This window comes from Streptomyces sp. PL-25, from assembly GCF_058344915.1.
This window is the reverse complement of the sequence record NZ_CP136997.1, coordinates 7235491-7260255: the sequence shown is the minus strand read 5'-3', so window position 1 is coordinate 7260255 and position 24765 is coordinate 7235491. Positions and strand designations below refer to the sequence as shown.

Here is a 24765-nt window from a genome sequence, read left to right as displayed (position 1 = left end):
CTTCCACCCGTCTCGTTCCCCAGGAGCCGAGCCATGTCCGCTGCCCCCGCCCGCAGTCGCAGAGTCCGCCGAGCCGCCGCCGCGCTCACCGCCGCCACCCTGTCCGCCACCCTCCTGGCCGCCTGCGGCTCGGGCGACGACGACGGCCCGGCCGCGGGAGCGGGCAAGCCCGTCGACATCACGTTCTGGGGCTGGGCCAAGGGCACCAAGCAGGTGGTGGACGCCTTCAACTCCTCGCACAAGGACGTCCACGTCAGCTACGAGGAGATCCCCTCCGGTTCGGCCGGCGGCTACGCGAAGCTGTCCAACGCGGTCAAGGCGGGCAACGCGCCCGACGTCTTCAACGTCGAGTACCCGCAGCTGCCCGACTTCGTCAGCCAGGGCGCCGTACAGGACATCAGCGAGTACGTCGACGCCGGCCTCAAGGGCAAGTACCTGCCGCAGGCGGTGCAGCTGACCACGCTCGGCGGTGCCACGTACGCGCTGCCGCTGGACGCCGCGCCGCAGGTCTTCTACTACCGCAAGGACCTGTTCGCCAAGGCCGGCATCAAGCCCCCCGCCACCTGGGACGAGTTCCGCACGGCCGCCGAGAAGCTGAAGCAGGCCGAGCCGGACAGCCGGATCGCCACCTTCTTCCCCGACGACCCGACCACCTTCGAGGCGATGGCGTGGCAGGCCGGGGCGCCCTGGTTCGGCACCTCGGGCGACTCCTGGCAGGTGAGCGTGGACGGGCCCGGCACCCAGAAGGTCGCCGCCTACTGGCAGAAGATGATCGACGACGACCTGGTGCGGGTGGAGCCCTCCTTCAGCCAGCAGTGGACGGCCTCGCTCCAGAAGGGGCAGACCGCCGGCTACCTGGGCGCCTCCTGGGGCGGCGGCGTGCTGAAGGGCACCCTGCCCAAGGACCAGTCCGGCAAGTGGGCCGTCGCCCCGCTGCCCTCCTGGAACGGCGCCCCGGCCAGCGGCATGCTCGGCGGCAGCACCTTCGCCGTCTCCAAGGACAGCAAGAAGGCGAAGGCCGCCGTGGAGTTCGCCACCTGGGCCACCACGACCGCCCAGGGCATCCAGGCCCGTATCTCCTCCGGCGACTCCTCGGCCTACCCCGCCGACCCCGAGCTGGTCCCGGTCGCCGCCAAGGCCTTCGCCACCGACTTCTACGGCGGCCAGGACATCTACGCCCTCTACAAGAGCGGCGCGCAGTCCATCGGGCGGAAGTGGACCTGGGGACCGGCGATGGGCGTCACCAACAACTCCCTCAAGGACTCCTTCGGCAAGCTCTCCAGCCGTTCCGGCACCATCGCCCAGGCGCTGGCCACCGCGCAGAAGGACACCCTCTCCGAGATGAAGAACCGCGGTCTGAAGGTCGCCACGCGATGACGCCCGCCTCCCCCACGGCGGCCCGCGCGCTGCCCGCCGCGTCCCCGCGCGCCGCCGCCCCCCGGCCGCGGCGGCGGCGGTTCGCGGCGCCCGCCGTGCTGCTCGCGCCGTTCTTCCTGCTCTTCACCGCCGTCACGCTGGTGCCGATCGGCTACGCCGTCCATCTGAGCCTGTACGCCGAGCACCGCTCCGGCCTCGGCTTCGGCGGCGGCGAGACCGTCTTCACCGGCCTCGGCAACTACACCCGGGCCCTGGGCGACGCCGCCTTCCGGGCCGGGTTCTCGAACCTCCTGCAGTACTGCCTGCTGTACATCCCGCTAATGATGGCGCTGGCCCTCGCGCTGGCCCTGCTGCTGGACTCCGCGCTGGTCAGGGCCCGCCGCTTCTTCCAGCTCGCGCTGTTCCTGCCGCACGCGGTGCCCGGCACCATCGCCGCGCTGGTGTGGGTGTACCTGTACACCCCCGGCATCAGCCCGGTGATCGACGCGCTGAACTCCTTCGGCGGACAGACCGATCTGCTCGGGCACCCGCTGCCCGCCGTCGTCAACATGGCGGTGTGGGAGTGGACCGGCTACAACATGGTGATCTTCTTCGCCGCGCTCCAGGCCATTCCGCGCGAGGTCCTGGAGGCCGCCGTCGTCGACGGCGCCGGGCCGCTGCGCACCGCCCTCAGCATCAAGGTCCCGCTCATCCGCTCCTCGCTCACGGTGGTGGGCCTGTTCACCGTCATCGGCTCGCTCCAGCTGTTCACCGAGCCGGTGATCCTGCACGGCACCACCCCGAGCGTCGTCTCCACCTGGTCCCCCAACATGTACGCCTACACCGCGGCGTTCGAACGGCACGACTACGGCCTGGCCGCCGCGTCCTCCGTCCTGCTGGCGCTGGCCGCCGCCGCGCTCTCCTTCGTCGTCACCCGCGCCACCCGCGGCCGGGGCCGGCGGACCCGGTCCCAGCACGCCACGGAGGCCGCCGCATGACCACCGCCACCGCAGAGCCCGGCGCCCCGCGCGACCGCGGCCGCCCCTGGTCGCTGTCCAAGGCGGCCGTCAACGGCGCCCTGGTGCTGGCCACCGCCTACACGCTGCTGCCGCTGGTCTGGCTGCTGACCGCCGCCGCCAAGAACACCGGCGACCTGCTCGGCGGCCGCAGCCTCTCCCCCGCCACCTGGCACCTGGGCGCCAACCTGCACGCCCTCGCCACCACCGGCGACGGCATCTACTTCCGCTGGTACCTCAACTCCCTGCTGTACGCCGGGATCGGCGCCCTGCTGTGCGCCCTGGTGTGCGTCTGCGCGGGCTACGCCTTCCACGTCTACAGCTTCCCCGGCAAGGAACAGCTCTTCGGTCTCGTCCTGCTCGGCGTGCTGGTGCCGACCACCGCGCTCGCGCTGCCCATGTACCTGCTGGCGAGCGAACTCGGGGTCGTCAACACCTTCTGGGCCGTCTTCGTGCCCAGCCTGGTCAATCCGTTCGGGGTCTATCTGGCGCGGGTGTTCTGCGCCGGATACGTGCCCGGCGAGGTCCTGGAGGCCGCCCGCATGGACGGCGCCGGGGAACTGCGGACCTTCTGGTCGGTGGGCCTGCGCATGGTGATGCCCGGCTTCGTCACCGTCTTCCTGTTCCAGTTCACCGCCATCTGGAACAATTTCTTCCTCCCCCTGGTGATGCTCTCCGACAACCGGCTCTTCCCCGTCAGCCTCGGCCTGTACAGCTGGAACACGCAGACCCACGCCTTCCCCGAGTACTACCCGCTGGTCGTCACCGGCTCCCTGCTCGGCATCGTCCCGCTGGTCATCGCCTTCATCGCCCTCCAGCGCCACTGGAAGGCCGGCCTCACCGCAGGAAGCGTCAAATGACGTCCGCCCCTGCCGCACACGCACCGGAGAACCGAGTGTCCAACCCCCCTACCGCACCCGCCGCGCAGCCGCACACCGCCACCCCCGGGCAGCGGCGCCCGCGCACCCTGCTGGCCATGCACGGCGACCTGGCCGCACGGCTGATCGACCCCGGCACGCTGGAGCGGTTCACCTCCCTCGCCGACCTCGACCCCACGCTGGTCGTCGACGACTTCGACGAGCCGCGCGCCGCCGCCGCGCTGCGCGAGAGCGAGGTCATCGTCAGCAGCTGGGGCTGCCCGCCGCTGGACGAGTCCGTCCTGGAGCGGGCGCCCCGTCTGCGGGCCGTCATCCACGCCGCCGGATCGGTCAAGCACCACATCACCGACGCCTGCTGGCGGCGCGGCATCCAGGTCACCTCGGCGGCCTGGGCCAACGCCCTGCCCGTCGCGGAGTACACGGTCGCCGTGGTGCTGCTCGCCAACAAGCAACTGCTGCGCATGCGCGACGACTACCGCGCCCGGCGCGGCCCCCACGACTGGCTGGCCGCCTACGGCGGCGCGGGCAACTACCGGCGCACGGTCGGTGTCGTCGGCGCCTCCCGCATCGGGCGCCGGGTCCTGGAGCTGCTGCGCCCCCACGACCTCGACCTGCTGCTGCACGACCCCTACGTCGGCGCCGAGGAGGCGGCCGCGCTGGGCGCCCGCTCCATCGAGCTGGACGCGCTGTGCGCGGCGAGCGACGTGGTCACGGTGCACGCGCCCGAACTGCCCGGCACCCGGCACCTCATCGACCGCCGCAGGCTCGCCCTGTTCCGCGACGACGCGACCCTGGTGAACACCTCCCGCGGCTCCCTCGTCGACCAGGACGCGCTCGTCGACGAGCTGCGCACCGGCCGGCTCAACGCGGTCCTGGACGTCACGGTCCCCGAGGTGCTGCCCGCCGACTCCCCGCTGTACGACCTGCCCAACGTCCTGCTCACCCCACATGTCGCGGGCTCCCTCGGCGGCGAACTGCACCGCATGGCGGCGGCCGCCGCCGACGAACTGGCCCGCTACGCCGCCGGGTTGCCCTTCGCCCACCCGGTCCTGCACGAGGACACCACCCGCTCGGCCTGACCCGCGAGGGCGTCCGGGGCACCCCGCCGGAGCACGCGGACCGGACCCGCCACGGTCCGGTCCGCGCCCGCTCTTGACGAGTACACGTACAACGCCGAAGAATGAGCCGCGCTCTGACAACGTTGTCCGTGTTTTCGGTGGAGGAGTTGACGCCCATGAGATGGACCCGGCGAACACGCGCTGCGGGAACGGCCGTCGCGGCCGTCGCGCTCCTCGGCGCCGCGCTCACCGCGCCCGCCGCGCAGGCCGCCGCACGCGACACCGGCCGGCTCACCGACCTGGTCAACCCGTTCATCGGCACCGAGAACGAGGGCAACACCTACCCCGGTGCGGCCGTGCCCTTCGGCATGGTGCAGTTCTCGCCGGACACCGGGCACAACACCGGCTACGACCACTCCCAGAACCACATCCGGGGCTTCTCCCTGGTGCACCTGTCCGGGGTGGGCTGCGGACTCGGCGGCGACCTGCCCGTACTGCCGACCACCGGCGACGTCACCGAGACCGACAACGCCAGGTACGAGGCGGAGTTCAGCCACGACACCGAGCAGGCGAGCCCGGGATACTACAAGGTCGGCCTGAAGAACGGCATCGGCGCCGAACTCACCGCGACCGCGCGCACCGGCGTCCAGCGCTACACCTTCCCCGCCACCGACAAGGCCAACGTCCTGCTCGACGCGGGCCAGTCGCTGCACCGCGTGATCTCCACCCAGGTGGAGGTGCTCGACAACCGCACCGTGCGCACCGCCCTCACCGGCAGCGGCTTCTGCCAGGACACCGAGCCGTACACGGTGTACACGATCACCCGCTTCGACCGGCCCTTCACCTCCTTCGGCACCTGGGACGGCTCCTCCGTCACGGCGGGCTCGCGCAGCGGGCACGGCGGCGCCTACGTCCGCTTCGACACGACGAAGGACCGTACCGTGGAGGCGACGACGGCCCTGTCGTACGTCGACGCACGCGGCGCCGCCCTCAACCTGCGCACCGAGGGCGGCCGTACCTTCGACCGGGTGCGCGAGGCCGCGCGGCGGTCCTGGGAGGACCGGCTCGACGACGTCCGGGTCAAGGGCGGCGGCGACACGCTCCGCCGCACCTTCTACTCGTCCCTGTACCGGTCCTTCCTCGCGCCGAACATCGGCAGCGACGTCGACGGCCGGTACACCGGCTGGGACCAGCGCGTCCACCGCGCCAAGGGCTTCACGTACTACCAGAACTGGTCGCTGTGGGACACCTACCGCACCCAGTCGCAGCTGCTGTCACTGCTCGCGCCGCGCGAGGCGCGCGACATGGCGGTCTCCGTCATCCACATCGACGAGGAGAGCGGCTGGCTGCCCAAGTGGGGCTACGGCACGGTCGAGACGAACATCATGACCGGCGACCCGGTCACCCCCTTCCTCACCAACGCCTATCAGCAGGGCCTGCTCAAGGGCCGTGAGGGGTACGAGGAACGGGCCTACCGCGCCCTGAGGAAGAACGCCGACGGCGTACCGCCCGCGGACTCCCCCGCCGTGGGCCGCGAGGCCAACAAGGAGTACCTGGCGAAGGGGTTCGCGCCCTACATCAAGGGCCGTCCGCACGCCAAGCCCGGCGACTCGGACTACGACCACGGTCCGTCCGCGACGCTGGAGTACGCCCTGTCGGACGCCATGCTCGCCGAGATGGCCCGCTGCCTCGGTCATGAAGCGGACGCCGCGCGCTACTCCGCACGGGCGCAGAACTACCGCGCGGTCTTCGATTCCTCGACCGGCTTCTTCCGCGCCCGCGACGCCTCCGGCGCCTTCACCGGACCGGCCGACCCGGCGCGGAGCGAGGGCTTCCACGAGGGCACGGCCTGGCAGTACCAGTGGCTGGTGCCGCAGGACCTGCCCGGCATGATCGCCCTGATCGGCGGCGAGCAGGCGGCCAACGCCCGGCTCGACTCCTTCTTCGCCTACGACCAGTTGGTGCGGGACCCGGCGAAGACCGCCCGCGAGGTGTGGGTCAACGGGCCGTACGACTACTACAACGCGGACAAGTACAACCCGCAGAACGAGCCCGACCTCATCGCCCCGTACACCTATCTGTCGACCGGCCAGCCGTGGAAGACCACCGACGTGGTGCACGCGGCCCTGACCCTGTTCACGGACACCCCGACCGGGATGACCGGCAACGACGACCTGGGCACCATGTCCGCCTGGAACGTGCTCTCGTCGATCGGTGTCTTCCCGGTGCAGCCCGGCTACGCCACCTGGGGCCTGTCCACCCCGGTCTTCGAGCGCGTCGACCTGACGCTGGACCGGCGCTACTACCCGCGCGGCGCCCTCACCGTCACCGCGCCGGGCACCTCGGAGGCGAGCCACTACATCCAGTCGGCGCGCGTCGACGGCTCGGCCTACGGCCGTACGTATCTGACGACCGGCGATCTGCGGCACACCCGGTCGCTGTCGTTCACCGTGGGAGCGCGGCCGTCCACCTGGGGCACGGGCGCGCAGGCGGGGCCGCCCCCGCTGAACCGGCCCTCCTCCTGAGCCCGCCCGGCCGGTGTCCCCGCCCGCTCCGGCGCGGCGGGGACACCGACCGGGCGGCCCGCGCCCGATAATGGCGGGCGCTGCGGGGCCCGTTGTGGCAGGGTGACCGACCGGCCGCCCCGCCGGGGGCGACGGAACACCAGGAGCGCCCGTGGTCCCCCCTCGTCTCGTCCCCCTGCTCGCCCAGTTCGACTTCGCGTACACGCGGCTGCGCCACCGGCTGGCCGGGCCGGTCATGGACAGCGGCGACGGGACGGACACCCGGGTCGAACCGCTCACCGACGAGGAGTACTTCTGGGAGCCGGTGCCGCGGTGCTGGTCGGTGCGGCGGCGGACGGACGGGCCGGGCGCGCGGGCGACGCTGCTGGCCGGCGCGGGCGACTGGGGGCGGGACGCCGCCGCGTACCCGCATCCCTGGCCGCCGCCGTTCACCACGCTCGCCTGGCGGCTGAGCCACCTCGGCGAGATGCTGGCGCTGCGCGCCGACCACACGGCGGGCTCGCACCGGCTGACCCGCGACGACCACCCGGTCCCGGGCAGTGCCGCCGAAGCGCTCACGGCCCTGGAGGCGGGCGCCTCGGCCTGGCGGCGGGCCCTGCTCGGCGTGGACGACACGGCCCTGGACACCGTCGGGTACTGCACCTATCCGCACGGCGGCGACGCGGAGGAGCCGTTCGCCGACATCGTGTGGTGGGTCAACCAGGAACTGCTGCACCACGGCGCCGAGATCGCCCTGCTGCGCGACCTGCACCGCGACCGGCGGCGCTGAACCGCGGGCGGCCCGGGGCCCCGTGCCCCGGGCCCGCGGTCACTTGCTGACGGCGAAGCGCATCAGGGCGTGCTCGTCGCCCTGCTTGATCTTGCCCGTCACATTGATCACTTCGAGCTTCCAGGAGCCGCCCACGCGCAGCGCCTTGGCCACGGCGCAGCCGTTGTCCTGGGTGAGCAGGCTCGGCCAGATGTCGGCGACCTGCTGGGAGGTGCCGCCGGTCGCGTCGTACACCTTGAAGCTGATGTTGCGCGCCTTCTGGAAGGAGCTGCCCTTCTTGAAGGCGGCGGCCACGAACACGATCGAGGTGATCTGCTGCGGGATCCGGGCGAACTCGACCGTCACCGTCTCGTCGTCGCCGTCACCGCGGCCGGTCTGGTTGTCCCCGCTGTGCACGAGCGAGCCGTTGCCCATCGGGTCCAGCGAGTCCAGGCCCGCCAGACGCACCGGGTCGCCGCCCTGCATCGCGACGGCAATCAGGTCGAGGTCGGTGCCGGCCTTGCGGCGCAGCATGCCCATCACGCCGCCGCTGGCGCCCGCGGTGGGGTCCCACGACACTCCGATGGACAGGTGCGTGACCCCGTCCAGGTCCGCCGGGCCGTCTTCCTTCGTCAGCGTAATCATCCGTTGATCATCCTCTGGTCATGCGAATCGCGGTACCCAAAGTGTGCCTGGAGGTTCCGGCGCGCTCGACGGCGGGTCCGCCCCGCCCCGGTTCCTCCCGGATGATGCGGATGGTTCCCCGGCGGCGGGCCCGGTTCCCCCGGGCCGCCGGGAAAATACGGTGCCCCGGTACGCCGCCCCGTGTCAGGCTCCGCCGGTGAACCGTGCCCAGATCTCCCGGCTCGCCCACGCCGGCCATCCGATCGCCGCCCCGCTCGACGACGAGTCCGTACGCCTGCTGCTGGACGGCCTGCTGCCCCGCGAGGAGGCCCGGGTGCTCGACCTCGGCTGCGGGGGCGCCGAGTGGCTGCTTCGCGCCCTGGCCATGCGCCCGCTGCTGCGCGCCGAGGGGGTCGACGTCGCCGCGGAGGCGCTGGACCGCGCCCGCGACGCCGCGCACGCCCGGGGGGTGCGGGACCGGCTGCTCCTGCACCGGGCGGACGCGGCCGCCTTCACCTGCGAGCGCCCGTTCGACGCGGTGCTCAGCGTGGGCGCGACGCATGCCTTCGGCGGACTGCGCGCCACCCTGGCGGCGGCCGGCCGGCACCTGGCCCCGGGCGGGCGCCTGCTGATCGGCGACGGCTTCTGGGAGAACACGCCCTCCGCCGAGGCGGTCGAGATGCTCGGGGACCTCGGCGACCTCCCCGCCGTCCTGGACACCGTCGCCGCCGAGGGCTGGACACCGGTCGGCGGGCACATCAGCTCGCGCCGCGAACTGGACGCCTACGAATGGGCGTGGACCGGCTCGCTGGCCTCCTGGGCGCTGGACCGCCCCGGCGACCCGGACAGCGCCCAGGCGCTCGCGACGGCCGCCGAGCACCGCGAGGGCTGGCTGCACGGCTACCGGGCCAGCTTCGGATTCGTCTGCCTGGTGCTGCGCCCGTCCTCCGGCTGAGGAAGCCGGAGGACCGGCGCGGGCGCCGCGCGCCCGTCAGCCGCGTCGCGCGCAGTGCAGGAAGAGGTGTTCCTCGGGCGGCGCGTCCGGGCCCTCGGGGGCGTACGAGGCCGAGGACTCGGCCAGTACGTCGAAGCCGGCCCCCTCCACCACGGCCCGCAGGCCGGCCCTCGGGTAGCCGGACACCCGGATCGTGCGGCCCAGGAACGGGATCGGGACGCCGTCCGCGTCGGCCTCGACCATCGCCAGGGCGAACAGGCCCCCGGGCGCGAGCAGTTCGCGGATCCAGGTCAGGGCGAGGGGGATCTCCGCGCGGGGCAGCATGAGCAGTGAGAAGAAGGCCGCGGCCGCGTCGAACCGGCCCAGGTCGAGCGGACCGCCGGGGCGCAGGTCGGCGAGGTCGGCCCGGTGGAAGCGCGCCCCGGGCACCCGCTCACGGGCCAGCTCCACCATGGTGGCCGACAGGTCGACGCCGACGACCTCGAGGCCCGCCCCGGCCAGCCGCCGCGCGGTCGGCACTCCGGTGCCGCAGCCCACGTCCAGGACCCGGGCCCCGGCGGGCAGCGCGGCGATCAGCCGGTCGGTGGCCGCGAGCTGCCCCTCCTTGTGCGGGAACGCCTCGTCGTAGCGGTCGCCGATGGCGTCGAACGCCTCGGCCTGCCCGGTGCGGTCACGCGGCTCGACGCCGTGGCCCGCCTCCGCGGCGGAACTGTCCGTGCGGCTCATCCGATGTCTCCCCCTCGTACCTCGAAGTGCGCCCGGCCGTCCGCCGTCCGGTGCGCACCCGGTGACGTTACCGTCCGGACGGGCCCGTGGCACCGACGACGGCGCCGCGCACGGTACTTGGGACGGCGGGGCGGCGGCCGGAGCGCGCAACGGCGCGGACCGGGGCCGGGGCCTCGGTCCGCGCCGTCGCGCTCGCTCGGGGAGTGCGCCGCCGGGGCGTCAGCGCACGCTGTTCACCTTGCTCAGCGCCTTGGCCAGGCCGTTGGCCCACAACTGGTTGACGCGGGCGCGCTCGTTGGCGTTCGGGTAGCGGTTGGTGCAGGACGGGCCGGGGCCGCCGCCCGACATCAGCTCGCTGCACGGGCCGCTGTAGTGGTCGGGCAGGCCGAGCACGTGCCCGGTCTCGTGCGCGACGACGCGGACCGAGTCGTACTGCTGGTTCTGCGAGTAGTCCAGGAAGATGTAGCCGCGGCCGTGGCCGTCGGTGGAGGCGTAGGACCCGTTCTGCGGGTCGTTGCCCTCGTAGTACGAGAAGTCGGCGCTGCCCGAGGAGGCGGCCAGCTTGACGTTGCTCACGGAGCCGTTCCAGATGGAGGCCGCGCTCGATATCTGCGAGCGGAAGCTCGGCGCCTGGGCGGCGCTGTAGTAGACGGTGACCGACTTCAGGTTGGGGTGCGCGGCCTGCTTCTCGGCGACCGACTTCATGACCGCGTCGAAGAACGCCTGGGGGTCGGCGGTGTGCGCGGCGGTGCCCGTGTACCGGGCGACGGTGGCGGGACCGGAGGTGTCCGGCGCGGCGGCGGCCGGCCCGGCGGTGCCCAGCGCGGCGGAGGCCAGGCCGAGTCCGAGCGCGAGGGCCACGAGTCTGCGGACGGACTTCGTGGACGCGGCGCCGGTGCGGGAGGACGACATGTGGGGGCTCCTACTCGTTCGGTGTGGGGTGTGAACGGTCGGTTGCGGATGAGTCTCGGGCAGGCCAACGCCTCCGGCATGATGGCAACTTGGGATAGCACGGGGCTATCGGGGGCCGACTCGTACGGTTCCGTCGCCATTTGCTCGTCTGGTGCGGCGCCGCCGCCCCGCCCTACGCTCCCCCTCATGGAGCTCGAGGTGAGGCATCTGCGCGTGCTCTGCGCCATCGCCGACACCGGCAGCCTGCACCGGGCCGCCCGTGAACTGGGCATGGCGCAGCCCTCGTTGAGCACCCAGTTGCGCCGGATCGAGCAGACCCTCGGTGGTCAGCTCTTCGTCCGCACGCGCACCGGCTGCCGGCCCACCCCGCTGGGGCGCGCCGTGCTGAGCCGGGCCCGGCCCCTGGTGAGCGAGCTGGCCGCGCTGGTCACCGAGACCCGGGCGGCCGCGGCCCGTGCCGGCGGCCCCCAGTTGCGCATCGGCGCCACGGCCAGCCGCGCCATCCCGGGCTGGCTGCGCCGGCTGCGGGCACGCACCCCGCGCACCGAGCCGACGCTCCAGATGGACGTCTCCGCCAACTCCCTGCTGCGCATGGTGGCCGCGGGCCGGCTCGACATGGCGTTCGTGCACGAGGTGGAGGGCAGTCCGCTGCGGGTGCCGTCCGGGCTGTGCCTGCGGGTGCTGGTGGAGCGGGAACCGCAGTTCGTGTGCCTCGCCGTCGACCATCCGGCGGCGGCGCGGCACGAGGTGCGGCTGCGCGATCTGGCGGCGGACCGGTGGATGGTGGACTCCACGGTCGACGGGGAGTGGGACGCGCTGTGCCGGGTGCTGCGCGCGGCGGGGCTGCGGCCCGACATGCTGCACGGCGACTACCTCACCGCGTACTCGCTGGCCGCCACCGGCGAGGTGGTGACGGTCAGCCAGCCCACGGCGCGGCCGCGTTCCGACCTCGCCGTCCGGCCCCTCCTCGGCGACCCGATCGGGGTGCGGCTGCTGCTCGCGGCGCGCAGCGAGGACGAACTCGACCGGGGTTACGCGGAGTTGGAGGAGGCGTACTGGGAGGCGGCGCGCCAGGCACCGGCGTACCGGGAGTGGCTGGGCCGTGCGGGCGCGCCCGGCACGGCGGGCGGCGGGGCGGCGGGCGTCACGGGCACCGCCGACGCCGCCGCGGGCACCGGCGCCGTGGACGCCGCCGGTGCCCGCGTACCGCTGTCCTCACCGGCCGCGCTGCCGCGCCCCGACGGGCGCGGCGGGCGACGGGTGCCCGCCGGATGAGAGCGGCGGCGTGGCCCCGTCCGGGCGACGCGGGTCAGGCGTCCGGGGCCTGTCCGGCGGGCAGTGCCTCGCGCATCGCCCGCGCGGTGGCGGCCGGGTCGTAGCCCTCCGGCACGCCCGCGACCAGGATGATGTCGCCCTCGACATGGCGGGAGCGCAGCGGCGCGATCTCCCGGTAGGCGGGCGAGTCCCACCAGGCCCGTGCCTCGGTGATGCCGGGGAAGCCGATGACCACGACATGGCCGGGCCAGGCGCCCTCCTTCACCTCGTGCGCGGTGGCGTGCACCAGGAAGCGGCCCCCGTACGGCGCGAAGGTGGCGGTGATGCGCTCGATGTACTCGGCGGTCTCGGGGTGCGGCGCGGCGTCGCGCAGATGGGCTATGGCGTAGGCGGTCATGACGTCCTCCGGTCGGTCGCGCCGGTCTCACTGCGTACGCCGGTGATCGTGGCACCGGGTGTGCGGCGGCGTCGATGACCTGGCAGGTAACCGACCCGTGAAATCACGCGAGGGGGACGGCGCGTCAGCCGGCCGCGTGCGCCGGGCGGGCCTCGCGGCCGCCGGGGTGGCGGTGGCGCCAGACCCAGAAGACCGCGCAGGAGACGACGGCCCAGGCGGCGAGGACCAGGAACGGGAAGGCGTGCTGGTGCCCGGCGAAGTAGACGGCCGTGTGCTGGGCGTTCACCGAGGCGCCGGGCGGCAGCCAGCGGCCGATCTCGCCGAGCGGGGACGGCAGCAGCGGCCAGGAGACGGCGCCGCCGGAGGAGGGGTTGCCGAGCAGCACCATCAGTCCCCAGGTCGGCAGCATGGCCCAGCGTCCGAACAGGGTGTTGAACATCGAGAAGACCATCCCGGAGGCGAACATCGTGAACGCCAGGATCAGCCAGGACTCGACGAACGGCAGGTCGAGGGCGCCGAGCAGCCAGTCCACCACGGCGGCGATCACGAAGCCGCCGAGCAGCGCGTAGGCGACGGTGAAGGCGATGCGCTCGGCCGGGTTGAGCGCCCGCGCGTGGACGCTGAGCTGGATGGCGCCGACGAAGCCGATGATCACCGCGGCGAGGGAGATGTAGAAGATCGCGAGACCGCGCGGGTCGCCGTGCTGGAGCGGTTTGAGGTCGCGGACGGTGACCTGGACGCCGGTGGCCCGCCCCACCTGCTGTGCGGCCTCCTCCAGCACCTGGGCGACCGTGGCGCCCGAGGCGCCGGACACGTCGAGCAGGACGGTGCGCCGGTCGGGCGGGACGTCGAGCACGGCGAAGACCCGCTGGTCGTCCACGGCGGTCCGGGCCTCGGCGGCGGTGGCGTACGGGTGCAGCTTCAGGGAGGCGGACAGCGCCTTCTCCATGCCGGTGACGAAGCGGCGGCTCTCCGGCGTGTCGTGGTGGCCGACGACCGCGGTGGGGATGGTGTGCGGGGTGGGGTCGGCCATGGCGTAGGTGTAGGAGCCGGCGAAGAGCCCGGCCGCCGCGGCGAGGATCAGCGTCAGGACGGTCGCGGGCAGGAACGGGGACTTCCGGAACGCGGCCCAGCGCTCGGCGGGGGTGGGGGGCCGGCCGTGCCCACCGTGCGGCAATTCGGACATGACGCCCACGCTAGGTCATCCTGCGGTGACTCCTCTCGTCGAGTCCCGTCGAGTCCCGTCGAGTCCCGTCGAGCGCGACCGGTCCGGCGCGGCGCGGCCCCGGCGCGGGGCGCCCCACGGGCCGCAGCCGCGGGCCGCACCCGGACCGCGCGGAAGGCCGGAGGATCCGCGCCCGCAGGCGCCCCCCGGCACACTTTTTACGGCCTCCCGCGGCCCCATACCGGACAAAAGCGCGCGATTTGGCGGGATGCCGGACCCTGCCCGACCATGGGCCTGCCCGGCGATCCCGGGTGCCGCCCGGCGATCCCGGGCACTGTCCGACGAGAGGCGCACCACCCCATGCACGTCCCCGGGACCGTCCCGCAGCCGGCCACGGCCGCGCGGGAGACCCCCGCGGCCCCCGCTCCCGCCGGGACCACTCCCACGGGCGAAGGGGCTCCCGCCCCCGGCAGGCACGCCCGCCGCTTCGGTCTGCCGGTCGCCACCGCCCTGGTCATGGGCAACATCATCGGCGGCGGCATCTTCCTGCTCCCGGCGTCCGTCGCCCCGTACGGCACGGTCAGCCTGGTCGCCTTCGGCGTCCTGACCGCCGGGGCCGTGGCCCTCGCGCTGGTCTTCGGCCGGCTCGCCCAGCGCGATCCGCGCACCGGCGGGCCCTACGTCTACGCCCGTGAGGCCTTCGGCGACTTCGCGGGCTTCCTCGCGGCCTGGGCGTACTGGATCACCACCTGGGTGTCGAACGCCGCGCTCGCCGTCGCCGCGGTCGGCTATCTGGACGTACTGATCCCGGTGAACGGCCACCGCTGGACCGCGTGCCTGGCCGCGCTCACCCTCCAGTGGCTGCCCGCGCTCGCCAACTTCGCGGGCACCCGCTACGTGGGGGCGGTGCAGGTGGTCTCGACGGTGCTGAAGTTGGTTCCGCTGCTGCTGGTCGCGATCGGCGGGCTGTTCTTCTTCGACCCGCGCAACCTCGGCCCCTTCCACGCCGGCGGCGGCAGCGCGGTCGGCGCGGTCTCCGCCTCCGCCGCGCTGCTGCTCTTCTCCTACCTGGGCGTGGAGTCGGCCGCGGTCAGCGCGGGCGAGGTCAGGAACCCCCGGCGCAACGTCGGCCGGGCCACCGTCATCGGCACCACCGGAGCGGCCCTCGTCTATCTGCTGGGCACGCTGTCCGTCTTCGGCACGGTCGCGCACAGCCGTCTGGTGGAGTCCGGCGCCCCCTTCTCGGACGCCGTGAACGCCATGTTCGGCGGTTCCTGGGGCGGCTGGGCCGTGGCGCTGGCCGCCCTGGTGTCGATGACCGGCTGCCTCAACGGCTGGACCCTGCTGAGCGCCCAGACGCCGTACGCCGCCGCCCGGGACGGGCTGTTCCCGGCGGCCTTCGCGCGGCGCCGACGCGGGGTGCCGACCTTCGGGGTCGGCGTCACCGTGGTCCTCGCCTCGCTGCTCACCGTCTACAACTACGCCTCCGGCTCGGCCGGGGTCTTCCGGGTCCTCGTCCTCGTCACCACGTTCACCGCGACCGTGCCCTATCTGCTGGCCACGGCCGCGCAGATCTTCCACCTGGTCTCCGGGCACCGCGACCGGGTGGACCGGGGCCGTCTGGTGCGGGACGGCGTGGTCGCCTCGGTGGCCGCCGCCTTCTCGCTGTGGCTCGTCGCGGGCGCGGGCTACGCCGCCGTGTACCAGGGGGTGCTGTTCCTGTTCGCGGGTGTCCTCGTGTACGCGGTGATGGCGGCCCGCCGCTCCCGGGCGGCCTGAGCCGGACCCGCCCGGCCCGGCCGGGACACGCGGCGCGTCGGGGGTCCGGCGCCACCAGCGCGTACCGGCGGGCCGCGCTGGTTATGTTGAGGGCGAGCGGTACGTCCCGGCGGCTGCGCCGGTCCCGAGCACCGGAAGGTGGCACGATGCCCAGCACGTCCTCCCCGCACCCCGACACGTCCGCCCTCGCCGACCTCTACCGCGACCTGCACGCCCATCCCGAACTCGCCTTCTGCGAGCACCGCACCGCGCAGATCGCCGCCGGCCGGCTGCGCGGCGCCGGGTACGAGACCGCCACCGGGATCGGCGGCACGGGCGTCGTCGGTGTGCTGCGCAACGGCGAGGGGCCCGTCGTGGCCCTGCGCGCCGACATGGACGCCCTGCCCGTGGAGGAGCGCACGGGCCTGCCCTACGCCAGCTCCGCGCGGGCCACCGACGGGGACGGCAACGCGGTGCCCCTGATGCACGCCTGCGGCCACGACGTGCACGTCAGCTGTCTGCTGGGCGCCGCGGCGGCGCTCGCCGCGGACCGCGCCTCCTGGCGGGGCACGCTGCTGCTGGTGCTCCAGCCCGCGGAGGAGGTCGGCCGGGGCGCGCAGGCGATGATCGACGACGGGCTGTTCGAGCGGTTCGCCCGGCCGCGGGTCGTCCTCGGCCAGCACGTGGCGCCGCTGCCCGCCGGGTACGTGGGGCTGCACGCCGGGCCCGCGTTCGCCGCGTCCGACTCGCTGCGCGTCGTGCTGCACGGCAGCGGCGGCCACGGGTCCCGGCCCGAGGCGTGTGTCGACCCGGTCGTCATGGCCGCGGCGACGGTGCTGCGGCTCCAGGGCATCGTCGCCAGGGAGATCGCGGGGACCTCCACCGCGGTGGTCACCGTGGGCGCCCTGCACGCCGGGAACAAGCCCAACGTCATCGCGGACCGCGCCGAGCTGCTGCTGAGCGTGCGCACCTTCGAACCCGCGGTGCGCACCGCGGTCCTGGCGGCCGTGGAGCGGATCGTCCGGGCCGAGGCCGCCGCCTCGGGCGCGCCGCGCGATCCGGAGATCTCGTGCACCGAGTCGTTCCCGGCGGTCGTCAACGACCCCGAGGCGTCCGCGCTGACCCGGCGGGCGCTCGCGGGGGCGCTGGGCGAGACGCGGGTGGTCGATCCGGGGCCGGCCACCGGCAGCGAGGACATCGGTGTGCTGGCCGCGGCCGCCGGGGCGCCCTGCGTCTACTGGCTGCTGGGCGGCGCCGACCCGGCGGCCTTCGCCGCGGCCCGCACCTTCGATGAACTGGCCCGGATCGCCCACGACCTGCCGTCCAACCACTCGCCGCTCTTCGCGCCGGTCGTCGAACCGACCCTGCGCACGGGCGTCACCACGCTGACCGCCGCCGCCCGCGCCTGGCTGGCCGGCGGCGGGGACGCCGGGGACCGCTGAGGTAGGGCCGCCGGCTCAGGCCAGATAGCCGTCCGGGCGGACGGCGAAGGTGTCGCCCAAAGACGCCCCGTAGGCCGCATGGGCGTGGCCGTCCACGTCGGTCACGTACGCGCCGCCCTGCCCGGGGCCGGGCCGCTCTTCGGGGCGCAGTACGGCGTAGGTGTGCGGCTCCCCCACCGGGGCGTCGGCGCCGAAGACGAGGCGGGTGGGGTGCGGGCCCCGGAACAGGTCGAAGAGCCGCACCCGGGCGCCGGTCGCGTCCAGGACCGGGGCGTCGGGCGCCCGGTCGCCGGTGACCAGGTGGCCGGTGGCGCCGGGGGCGCGGTAGGTGATGTCGAGGCCGTAGTTCTCCTCGCCGCGCCGGTAGGCGTCCTCGCGGCCCTCGGTGTAGCGCTTCAGCAGCGCGGTGGTGGCGCCGAGGACGCGCGCCGCGACGGCGCGCCGCTCGCGCTCGTAGCCGTCGAGGTCGTGTCCGGCGGCCAGTCGCCAGCCGAGGTTGTAGGCGTCCTGGACACCGGTGTTCATGCCCTGGCCGCCGGTCGGCGGGTGGACGTGCGCGGCGTCGCCGGCCAGGAAGACCCGGCCGGAGCGGTAGCGGTCGGCGAGGCGCACATTGGGCCGCCACACCGTCGACCAGCCGTGTCCGGTGAGGCGCACGCCCGCCGAGAACCGGTCCAGCGCCGCCTGCATGGTGGTGAGCGAGGCGTCGTCGCCCGTGCCGAGCCGGGTGACGAACTGGAACATGCCGGTGCCCGGCAGCGGCGACAGGCCGACGCCCTCCGCCGGGTCGTCGCCCGCGGCGAACCAGTGGCCGAAGGCCGGGTCGAGGTCCGGGGCGCGCACATCGCCGATCAGCATGCGGAACGTCTCGTCGGTGGTGCCGGGGAAGGCCACGCCGATCGCCTTGCGCACGAAGCTGGCGCCGCCGTCGGCGCCGACCAGGTGGTCCGTCCGGTCGCTCTCGCCGGTGGAGAGCCGGGCGGTCACCCCGTCGGCGTCCTGCTCCAGGCCCACCAGCGCGGTGCCCGACTCGACCCGCACACCGAACTCGGCGAGCCGGGCGCGCAGGATGCCCTCCAGCTGGGACTGGCCGAGGACCCAGGGGTTGGGGTACGGCACGTCGGGGCGCGGCTCGCGCGGTTCGAACATCCGGCGTTCGCCCACGGTACGGCCGTCGAGGTGGACGCGGGTCGGGGCGGGCGGCGCGCCCTCCTTCAGGACGGCCTCCAGTACGCCGAGGTCGTCGAGGACCTCCAGGGTGCGGGGCTGGATGCCGTCGCCGCGCGATCCGGCGAAGAACTCCCGGGCCTTGTCGACGATCCGCACCTCCACTCCGCGCCGCGCCAGATCGATGCCGAGGGTCAGTCCGGTGGGTCCGGCGCCGACGATGAGAACCCGCATACTGAATCTCCATTCACTGAATTCAAATTCACTCTGAGGGCTGCTAGCGTGCCCTGTCAAGGTCACGAGGAGAGTGGCGTGAAACGTTCGGTACAGGCGGCCGAGACCAGAGAGGCGCTGATCGCGGCGGCCAAGCGGCTGTTCACCACGCGCGGGTACCTGAACACCAAGATCACCGACATCACGGCCGAGGCCGGGCGCTCGGCGGGCTCCTTCTACAACCACTTCGCGGGCAAGCAGGAGCTGCTGGAGGCCCTGCTCGCGGAGGTCTCGGCGGCCGGCGAACGCACCGCGGACACCGCGGAGCACAAGGCGGACTTCACCGACCCGGACGCGATCCGCTTCCATGTCGCCGCCTATGTGCGGGTGTACCGGGAGCACGCCGCCACCCTGCTCGCACTGCACCAGGCGTCCCTGGTCAGCGAGGAACTGGCCGCGACCCTGCGGCACTGGCGGCGCGCCCAGCTCGACGACCTGCGCGGCCACCTCCGCCACGTCTCCGACCTCCCGGCCTCCCCCGAGGCCACCCTCACCCTGCTGGCCGCGACGTTCGACAGCGTCACCCAGCCGTGGTCCGACCTCCCCGAGGACGAGGCCGTGGAGGCCGTCACCCGGTTCGCCTACCGGGCGCTCAACGGCCGGGACGTGCCCGCCCCGCGGGAGTCCTGAGGGCGCACGGCGAGGGGGCGCCGCCCGCCGTTCCCGGCCGGTCGGCGCCCCCTCGTCCGCGCGGACGCGTGGCGGGTCAGCCCACCTCGATCAGCAGGTCGCCGCCCTCCACCTGCTGGATGCGGTTGATGGCGAGCCGGCGCACCCGGCCGGCGCGCGGGGCCGTGATCGCGGCCTCCATCTTCATCGCCTCGATGGTGGCCACCATCGCCCCGGCCGCCACCTCCTCGCCCTCGGCGACCGCCAGTGTGACCACCCCGGCGAACGGCGCCGCGACATGGCCCGGATCGCCGCGGTCCGCCTTCTCCGTCACCGGGACGTCGGAGGCGGCGGCGGTGTCGCGCACCTGGACCGGGCGGAGCTGGCCGTTGAGCGAGGACATCACCGTGCGCATACCGCGCTCGTCCGCCTCGCCGACCGCCTGGAGCTCGATCAGCAGCCGGACGCCCGGTTCGAGATCGACGGCGTACTCCGTGGCGGGGCGCAGCCCGTAGAAGAAGTCCTTGCTGTCCAGCACGCTGGTGTCGCCGTAGGTCTGGCGGTGCTGTTCGAAGTCGCGCGTCGGGCCGGGGAACAGGAGCCGGTTGAGGGTGGCACGCCGGTTCTTGTCCAGGCCCTCGCGGTCCTCGGCGCTCAGCTCGGCGACGGTCCTGGCCTCGGCGCGGCCCTGGAGCGCCTTGGTGCGGAAGGGTTCGGGCCAGCCGCCGGGCGGGGTGCCCAGCTCGCCGCGGAGGAAGCCGATGACGGAGTCGGGGATGTCGAACCGGTCCGGGGTCCGCTCGAAGTCCGCCGGGTCGACCCCGGCGCCCACCAGGTGCAGGGCGAGGTCGCCGACCACCTTGGAGGACGGTGTGACCTTGACGAGGCGGCCCAGGATGCGGTCGGCGGCCGCGTACATCGCCTCGATGTCCTCGAAGCGGTCGCCGAGGCCGAGGGCGACCGCCTGGGTGCGCAGGTTGGAGAGCTGGCCGCCGGGGATCTCGTGGTGGTAGACGCGCCCGGTCGGCGCGGCGAGGCCCGCCTCGAAGGGCGCGTAGATCCTGCGGACGCCCTCCCAGTACGGCTCCAGGTCGCCGACGGCCTTCAGGTCCAGGCCGGTGGGCCGCTCGGAGTGGTCGGTGGCGGCCACGAGCGCCGTCAGCGACGGCTGGGAGGTGGTGCCGGCCATGGAGGCGACCGCGCCGTCCACCGCGTCGACGCCCGCCTGCGCCGCGGCCAGGTAGGTGGCGAGCTGGCCGCCCGCGGTGTCGTGGGTGTGCAGATGGACCGGGAGGCCGAACTCGCGGCGCAGGGCCGTGACCAGGGTGGCCGCGGCGGGGGCCCGCAGCAGTCCGGCCATGTCCTTGACGGCCAGGACGTGCGCGCCCGCCTCGACGATCTGCTCGGCCAGCCGCAGGTAGTAGTCCAGGGTGTAGAGGCGCTCGGCGGGGTCGGACAGGTCGGCCGTGTAGCACAGGGCGACCTCGGCGACGGCCGTCCCGGTCTCCCGCACGGCGTCGATGGCCGGGCGCATCTGGCCGACGTCGTTGAGCGCGTCGAAGATGCGGAAGATGTCGATGCCGGTGGCCGCCGCCTCCTGGACGAAGGCGTCGGTGACCTCGGTCGGGTACGGGGTGTACCCCACGGTGTTGCGGCCGCGCAGCAGCATCTGGAGGCAGATGTTGGGCACCGCCTCGCGCAGCGCGGCCAGCCGTTCCCAGGGGTCCTCGGCGAGGAAGCGCAGCGCGACGTCGTAGGTGGCGCCGCCCCAGCACTCCAGGGAGAGCAGTCCGGGCAGGGTATGAGCCACGGCGGGCGCGGCGGCCAGCAGGTCCTTGGTGCGCACCCGGGTGGCCAGCAGGGACTGGTGGGCGTCGCGGAAGGTGGTGTCGGTGACGCCGAGTCCGGGCGACTCGCGCAGCCGGCGGGCGAAGCCCTCGGGGCCGAGTTCGACCAGCCGCTGCCGGGAGCCGGCCGGCGGCTCGCCGGCGGGCAGCGGCGGCAGCTTGGTGACCGGGTCGACGGTCTCGGGCCGCTCGCCGTGCGGCTTGTTGACCGTCACGTCCGCGAGATAGGTGAGCAGTTTGGTGCCGCGGTCGGCGGAGGAGCGGGCGGTGAGCAGGTGCGGGCGCTGCTCGATGAACGAGGTGGTGACCCGCCCGGCCTGGAAGTCCGGGTCGTCCAGGACGGCCTGGAGGAAGGGGATGTTGGTGGCGACCCCGCGGATGCGGAACTCGGCCACCGCGCGCCGGGCCCGGCCGATCGCGGCCTTGAAGTCCCGTCCCCGGCAGGTCAGTTTGACCAGCATGGAGTCGAAGTGGGCGCTGATCTCCGTCCCGGCGTGCGTGGTCCCGCCGTCCAGCCGGATGCCGGAGCCGCCCGGGGAGCGGTAGGCGCTGATCCGCCCGGTGTCGGGCCGGAAGCCGTTGGCCGGGTCCTCGGTGGTGATGCGGCACTGCAGGGCCGCGCCCCGCAGGCGCACGGTGTCCTGGGAGAGACCGAGGTCGGCCAGGGTCTCCCCGGCGGCGATGCGCAGCTGGGCCTGGACCAGGTCGACGTCCGTGACCTCCTCGGTCACCGTGTGCTCGACCTGGATGCGCGGGTTCATCTCGATGAAGACATGGCGGCCCTCGCGGTCGAGGAGGAACTCCACGGTGCCCGCGTTGCGGTAGCCGATCTCGCGGGCGAAGCGCACCGCGTCGGCGCAGATCCGCTCCCGCAGCTCCGGGTCCAGGTTCGGCGCGGGGGCCAGCTCGATGACCTTCTGGTGGCGGCGCTGCACCGAGCAGTCGCGCTCGAAGAGGTGGATGACCTCGCCGGTGGAGTCGGCGAGGATCTGCACCTCGATGTGGCGCGGTTCGACGACGGCCTTCTCCAGGAAGACGGTCGGGTCGCCGAAGGCGGAGGCGGCCTCGCGGGAGGCGGCCTCGATGGACTCGCGCAGCGTCGCCGGGCTCTCGACCCGGCGCATCCCGCGCCCGCCGCCGCCCGCGACGGCCTTGACGAACACCGGGAACCCGACGTCCTCGGCGGCGCGGACGAGTTCGTCGATGTCCGTGGAGGGGGCGCAGGAGCCGAGCACCGGCACCCCGGCCGCCCGCGCGGCGGCCACCGCGCGGGCCTTGTTCCCGGTGAGTTCGAGGGTGTCGGCGTCCGGTCCGACGAAGGCGATTCCCGCCCGCTCGCAGGCGCGCGCCAGTTCCGGGTTCTCGGACAGGAACCCGTAGCCCGGGTAGACGGCGTCGGCACCGGCCCGGCGCGCCGCCGCGACGATCTCCTCCACGGAGAGGTAGGCCCGCACCGGGTGCCCCGGCTCGCCGATCTCGTAGGCCTCGTCCGCCTTCAGCCGGTGCAGGGAGTTGCGGTCCTCGTGCGGGAAGACGGCGACGGTGCGCGCCCCCAGTTCATATCCGGCGCGGAACGCGCGAATGGCGATCTCGCCGCGGTTGGCGACCAGTACCTTGCGGAACATCCTGGATCCCTTCGGCCTGCCGGTGACGAGGACCATGGTGTCGGTCACCTCCGCGCCGTGCCATATGAACCGGGCCACTCGTCGTGATCTGTCGCGCCGATACGTCCGACGGGCCGTCAGAAGGCCCCCGCCGCTGCCGTTGTGTCGCGCGTTGCCCGCGGAATTGTCCTTGATCGGTAACAGCGGGATCCTCGGGGGCCCTCCGGCCGTCATCCAGGGTGCAGGGCAACACGGCGACGGCGAGAAGCGGAGCGGGACATGGTGCGGCACGGTGGCGGACGGGGTTGGCACGGGCGGGTGCTGGCGGCGGCTCTCGGGGTGACCGCGGTGGCCGCCGCGACCTCGGTGTGGACCGCGCAGGCCGACCCGACGGGCGGTCACTCCTCCCCACGCGGACGCCTCGGCGAACCCGGCGGCGGGCGAGCAGGGCAAGGCCGCGAAGGTGGCGGTGACCATAGCGCACGCCTCGGACAAGGGTGACCGGGGCGTGAACATCACCATCGACGACGGCCCCGACCCGCACTGGACGCCCAAGGTGCTGGAGGTGCTGCGGGAGTACGACGTCAAGGCCACCTTCTGCATGGTCGGCACGCAGGCCAAGGCCTACCCCGACATGGTCAAGGCGGTGGTGGCCGCCGGGCACCGGCTGTGCGACCACACGGTGTCCCACGACACCTCCATGGACCACAAGCCGGAGTCCTACCAGTCGCAGCAGATCCTCGACGCCGAGAAGATGATCACGGACGCTTCCGGGGGCGTCCGGCCGATGTACTACCGGGCGCCGGGCGGCGCGTTCACCCCCTACAGCCGCCAGCTGGCCGCGGGCCGGGGGATGCGGCCGCTGGGCTGGAACGTGGACACCAAGGACTTCGAGCGCCCCGGCACCGCGGCCATCGTCGCCACCGTCAAGCAGGAGCTGCACAACGGGCCGACCGTCCTCTTCACGACGCGGGCGGGGACCGCTCCCAGACCGTGGCCGCGCTGCGCGAGGTCCTGCCCTGGCTGAAGCAGCAGGGCTACTCCTTCGGCTTCCCGGTGCGCTGACCCCGCCCCGGCCGTCTCAGCTCCCCGGCCCCCCGGGGACCGGTCCGTCCGCCCCGCCGCCCCGGCCACCGGCCAGGGCGGCGACCGTCACCGCGGCCCAGCCCAGCGCTGTCACGACCGCGCCGGCCCGGCGGACCCGGCTGCCCGAGCCGGTGCCGAACAGCACCGCGTCACCGACGTCCGAGGCGATCCGTACGGCGGTCGCGGTGACCAGGGCCGGGCCGCGCGGGGCGAGCAGCATGGCCAGCCCGGAGGCGGCGTCGCGCCAGGCCAGCGGACGCAGGGCCGTGGCCGTGTGCGGATGGGTGTTCCCCGCCGGGTCCACCAGCCCCACGGGCCGGGCCAGCCAGCCGGGCCGGTACGCCGCCACGGCTCCGTAGGCAGCCGTCACCGCCCCGACCGTACGCAGCAGTCCTGTACGCACCGACACACCTCCACCGAGCAGGAAAACACCTCTTGCGTGAAATGCCTTGCATGAGCGACCGGCACTCTTTGTCCTAATTCCTGCGCATACATACCCGTTGGGGCTTCTTTGGGTGCACAGTGGAGGGAGTACTACCCCCAACAGGAGGCGGCCATGATCCTCGTCGGCGTCATTCTGCTCATCGTCGGCTTCGTCACCGGCATCTCGATCCTGTGGACCATCGGCATCGTCCTGGCCGTGATCGGCGCGGTGCTGTGGATCCTGGGAGCCATGGGGCACGCGGTGGCGGGCCATCGCCACTACTGGTGACCGGCCCGGCAGCGCCTCGACGTCACCCGGACCTCATGTCACCCGTACGGGAGTGGTCTATTCCGTGCGGGGCGGGGTAACCGGACAATCGGAAGAGCAGTAACACAGTGTGACAGTTTGAGGCAACCATATGGCCATCCCGCTTAGGCAGAAGGCGTCGGATGAGCCGGACCGGTACGGGAGCACGCCCGCAGCGCTGCGCTGGGACGTCCGCTGGGACAGTGGCGCGATCAGCGCCGCCGAAGCCCGAGCGGCTGTCGGCGGGTTCCTGGACCACGTCCGTGTCACCGGCCGCACAACCGTCCCCGACCGCGTGGCACAGGACGCGCAACTGGTGGTCAGCGAGCTGATCACCAACGCGGTACGGCACGCCCCAGGCCCCTGCGGGCTGTGCCTGGAAGCGGAGCCCCGCACCGGGCTCGTGCGGATCAGCGTGTGGGACACCTCCCCCCGGCCGCCCCGGCCCCGCCCGCCGGACGGGCGCCGGGTGGGCGGTCACGGGCTGGAGATCGTCGAAGCGCTCAGCCACAGCCTGACGGTCACCGACCGTGAGAGCGGGAAGGAGATCACCGCCCAGTTGCTGCTGCCCGCGCCGTCCCGCGAGCAGTGAACCGGCGGCCCGCGCCAGCGGA

Annotated in this window: 21 protein-coding genes and 1 pseudogene; 14 read left to right on the top strand and 8 right to left on the bottom strand. The window is 73.7% G+C overall.

The window, feature by feature from the left end; genetic code table 11:
• Positions 1–33 precede the first annotated feature (33 nt).
• The 6 genes from R4Z62_RS32065 to R4Z62_RS32040 all read left to right on the top strand — a co-directional run bounded on the left by R4Z62_RS32065 (position 34) and on the right by R4Z62_RS32040 (position 7602).
• Complete coding sequence (locus tag R4Z62_RS32065) at positions 34–1377, top strand: ABC transporter substrate-binding protein (RefSeq protein WP_064536888.1); 1344 nt, start codon at positions 34–36, stop codon at positions 1375–1377.
• Positions 1374–2354 carry a carbohydrate ABC transporter permease gene (locus tag R4Z62_RS32060; RefSeq protein WP_237305493.1) on the top strand — a complete coding sequence of 327 codons (981 nt, stop codon included), beginning with the start codon at positions 1374–1376 and terminating at the stop codon, positions 2352–2354. Before R4Z62_RS32065 ends, R4Z62_RS32060 begins: the two co-directional genes overlap by 4 nt.
• Positions 2351–3232: a carbohydrate ABC transporter permease gene (locus R4Z62_RS32055; RefSeq protein WP_064536887.1), complete on the top strand. Its 882-nt coding sequence runs from the start codon at positions 2351–2353 to the stop codon at positions 3230–3232. The genes R4Z62_RS32060 and R4Z62_RS32055 overlap by 4 nt, the downstream gene beginning before the upstream one ends.
• A gap of 116 nt (positions 3233–3348) precedes the next feature.
• Positions 3349–4329, top strand: coding sequence for a hydroxyacid dehydrogenase (locus tag R4Z62_RS32050; RefSeq protein WP_491521955.1), 981 nt, complete (start codon positions 3349–3351; stop codon positions 4327–4329).
• A gap of 155 nt (positions 4330–4484) precedes the next feature.
• Positions 4485–6833, top strand: a complete 2349-nt coding sequence (locus tag R4Z62_RS32045; protein WP_491521623.1) for a GH92 family glycosyl hydrolase — start codon at positions 4485–4487, stop codon at positions 6831–6833.
• Positions 6834–6984: 151 nt separating this feature from the next.
• Positions 6985–7602: a DinB family protein gene (locus R4Z62_RS32040; RefSeq protein ID WP_064536885.1), complete on the top strand. Its 618-nt coding sequence runs from the start codon at positions 6985–6987 to the stop codon at positions 7600–7602.
• A 39-nt stretch (positions 7603–7641) separates the two neighbouring features.
• Here the strand turns inward: R4Z62_RS32040 and R4Z62_RS32035 are convergent, their stop codons facing one another.
• Positions 7642–8226 (bottom strand): TerD family protein, encoded by a 585-nt coding sequence (locus tag R4Z62_RS32035; RefSeq protein WP_018569872.1) that lies wholly within the window; start codon positions 8224–8226, stop codon positions 7642–7644.
• 196 nt (positions 8227–8422) lie between these two features.
• Between R4Z62_RS32035 and R4Z62_RS32030 the strand changes: the two genes are divergently transcribed.
• Complete coding sequence (locus tag R4Z62_RS32030) at positions 8423–9160, top strand: SAM-dependent methyltransferase (protein WP_491521622.1); 738 nt, start codon at positions 8423–8425, stop codon at positions 9158–9160.
• A gap of 36 nt (positions 9161–9196) precedes the next feature.
• Here the strand turns inward: R4Z62_RS32030 and R4Z62_RS32025 are convergent, their stop codons facing one another.
• Both R4Z62_RS32025 and snpA read right to left on the bottom strand, forming a co-directional pair.
• Complete coding sequence (locus R4Z62_RS32025; RefSeq protein WP_491521621.1) at positions 9197–9886, bottom strand: class I SAM-dependent DNA methyltransferase; 690 nt, start codon at positions 9884–9886, stop codon at positions 9197–9199.
• A gap of 219 nt (positions 9887–10105) precedes the next feature.
• Positions 10106–10798 (bottom strand): snapalysin, encoded by a 693-nt coding sequence (snpA, locus tag R4Z62_RS32020; protein ID WP_064536882.1) that lies wholly within the window; start codon positions 10796–10798, stop codon positions 10106–10108.
• A 186-nt stretch (positions 10799–10984) separates the two neighbouring features.
• Between snpA and R4Z62_RS32015 the strand changes: the two genes are divergently transcribed.
• Positions 10985–12073, top strand: coding sequence for a LysR family transcriptional regulator (locus R4Z62_RS32015; RefSeq protein WP_355485365.1), 1089 nt, complete (start codon positions 10985–10987; stop codon positions 12071–12073).
• Positions 12074–12107: 34 nt separating this feature from the next.
• Here R4Z62_RS32015 and R4Z62_RS32010 read toward each other — a convergent pair whose 3' ends face one another.
• Entirely contained in the window at positions 12108–12470 is a 363-nt protein-coding gene (locus R4Z62_RS32010; protein WP_064536880.1) for a DUF1330 domain-containing protein, read from the bottom strand.
• Positions 12471–12594: 124 nt separating this feature from the next.
• On the bottom strand, positions 12595–13656 hold the full coding sequence (locus R4Z62_RS32005) for an ABC transporter permease (RefSeq protein WP_355485363.1): 1062 nt from the start codon (positions 13654–13656) through the stop codon (positions 12595–12597).
• Positions 13657–13995: 339 nt separating this feature from the next.
• Here R4Z62_RS32005 and R4Z62_RS32000 point away from each other — a divergent pair, with 339 nt between their 5' ends.
• Positions 13996–15414, top strand: coding sequence for an amino acid permease (locus R4Z62_RS32000; RefSeq protein ID WP_491521620.1), 1419 nt, complete (start codon positions 13996–13998; stop codon positions 15412–15414).
• 146 nt (positions 15415–15560) lie between these two features.
• Entirely contained in the window at positions 15561–16835 is a 1275-nt protein-coding gene (locus R4Z62_RS31995; protein ID WP_491521619.1) for an amidohydrolase, read from the top strand.
• A gap of 15 nt (positions 16836–16850) precedes the next feature.
• Here the strand turns inward: R4Z62_RS31995 and R4Z62_RS31990 are convergent, their stop codons facing one another.
• Positions 16851–18236: an FAD-dependent monooxygenase gene (locus tag R4Z62_RS31990; RefSeq protein WP_491521618.1), complete on the bottom strand. Its 1386-nt coding sequence runs from the start codon at positions 18234–18236 to the stop codon at positions 16851–16853.
• Between the two features lie 78 nt (positions 18237–18314).
• Here R4Z62_RS31990 and R4Z62_RS31985 point away from each other — a divergent pair, with 78 nt between their 5' ends.
• Positions 18315–18905, top strand: coding sequence for a TetR/AcrR family transcriptional regulator (locus R4Z62_RS31985; protein WP_491521617.1), 591 nt, complete (start codon positions 18315–18317; stop codon positions 18903–18905).
• Positions 18906–18981: 76 nt separating this feature from the next.
• Here R4Z62_RS31985 and R4Z62_RS31980 read toward each other — a convergent pair whose 3' ends face one another.
• Positions 18982–22356, bottom strand: a complete 3375-nt coding sequence (locus R4Z62_RS31980; protein WP_355485367.1) for a pyruvate carboxylase — start codon at positions 22354–22356, stop codon at positions 18982–18984.
• A 258-nt stretch (positions 22357–22614) separates the two neighbouring features.
• Here R4Z62_RS31980 and R4Z62_RS31975 point away from each other — a divergent pair.
• Positions 22615–23400: pseudogene (locus tag R4Z62_RS31975) on the top strand (polysaccharide deacetylase family protein).
• Between the two features lie 16 nt (positions 23401–23416).
• Here the strand turns inward: R4Z62_RS31975 and R4Z62_RS31970 are convergent.
• A complete protein-coding gene (locus tag R4Z62_RS31970; protein ID WP_079159300.1) occupies positions 23417–23824 on the bottom strand; it encodes a hypothetical protein in 408 nt (135 codons plus the stop codon).
• Between the two features lie 153 nt (positions 23825–23977).
• Between R4Z62_RS31970 and R4Z62_RS31965 the strand changes: the two genes are divergently transcribed.
• On the top strand, positions 23978–24133 hold the full coding sequence (locus R4Z62_RS31965; RefSeq protein WP_173860931.1) for a DUF6131 family protein: 156 nt from the start codon (positions 23978–23980) through the stop codon (positions 24131–24133).
• Between the two features lie 130 nt (positions 24134–24263).
• Entirely contained in the window at positions 24264–24743 is a 480-nt protein-coding gene (locus tag R4Z62_RS31960) for an ATP-binding protein (RefSeq protein WP_064536873.1), read from the top strand.
• The last annotated feature ends 22 nt before the right edge of the window (positions 24744–24765 follow it).

Coding starts and splice junctions, on each gene's coding strand:
- R4Z62_RS32005 (WP_355485363.1), bottom strand. CDS start 13,656: ATGTCCGAATTGCCGCACGGTGGGCACGGCCGGCCCCCCACCCCCGCC.
- R4Z62_RS32010 (WP_064536880.1), bottom strand. CDS start 12,470: ATGACCGCCTACGCCATAGCCCATCTGCGCGACGCCGCGCCGCACCCC.
- snpA (WP_064536882.1), bottom strand. CDS start 10,798: ATGTCGTCCTCCCGCACCGGCGCCGCGTCCACGAAGTCCGTCCGCAGA.
- R4Z62_RS32065 (WP_064536888.1), top strand. CDS start 34: ATGTCCGCTGCCCCCGCCCGCAGTCGCAGAGTCCGCCGAGCCGCCGCC.
- R4Z62_RS32000 (WP_491521620.1), top strand. CDS start 13,996: ATGCACGTCCCCGGGACCGTCCCGCAGCCGGCCACGGCCGCGCGGGAG.
- R4Z62_RS32045 (WP_491521623.1), top strand. CDS start 4,485: ATGAGATGGACCCGGCGAACACGCGCTGCGGGAACGGCCGTCGCGGCC.
- R4Z62_RS32055 (WP_064536887.1), top strand. CDS start 2,351: ATGACCACCGCCACCGCAGAGCCCGGCGCCCCGCGCGACCGCGGCCGC.
- R4Z62_RS31960 (WP_064536873.1), top strand. CDS start 24,264: ATGGCCATCCCGCTTAGGCAGAAGGCGTCGGATGAGCCGGACCGGTAC.
- R4Z62_RS32060 (WP_237305493.1), top strand. CDS start 1,374: ATGACGCCCGCCTCCCCCACGGCGGCCCGCGCGCTGCCCGCCGCGTCC.
- R4Z62_RS32025 (WP_491521621.1), bottom strand. CDS start 9,886: ATGAGCCGCACGGACAGTTCCGCCGCGGAGGCGGGCCACGGCGTCGAG.
- R4Z62_RS32035 (WP_018569872.1), bottom strand. CDS start 8,226: ATGATTACGCTGACGAAGGAAGACGGCCCGGCGGACCTGGACGGGGTC.
- R4Z62_RS31990 (WP_491521618.1), bottom strand. CDS start 18,236: ATGCGGGTTCTCATCGTCGGCGCCGGACCCACCGGACTGACCCTCGGC.
- R4Z62_RS31980 (WP_355485367.1), bottom strand. CDS start 22,356: ATGTTCCGCAAGGTACTGGTCGCCAACCGCGGCGAGATCGCCATTCGC.
- R4Z62_RS32050 (WP_491521955.1), top strand. CDS start 3,349: ATGCACGGCGACCTGGCCGCACGGCTGATCGACCCCGGCACGCTGGAG.
- R4Z62_RS32015 (WP_355485365.1), top strand. CDS start 10,985: ATGGAGCTCGAGGTGAGGCATCTGCGCGTGCTCTGCGCCATCGCCGAC.
- R4Z62_RS31965 (WP_173860931.1), top strand. CDS start 23,978: ATGATCCTCGTCGGCGTCATTCTGCTCATCGTCGGCTTCGTCACCGGC.
- R4Z62_RS31995 (WP_491521619.1), top strand. CDS start 15,561: ATGCCCAGCACGTCCTCCCCGCACCCCGACACGTCCGCCCTCGCCGAC.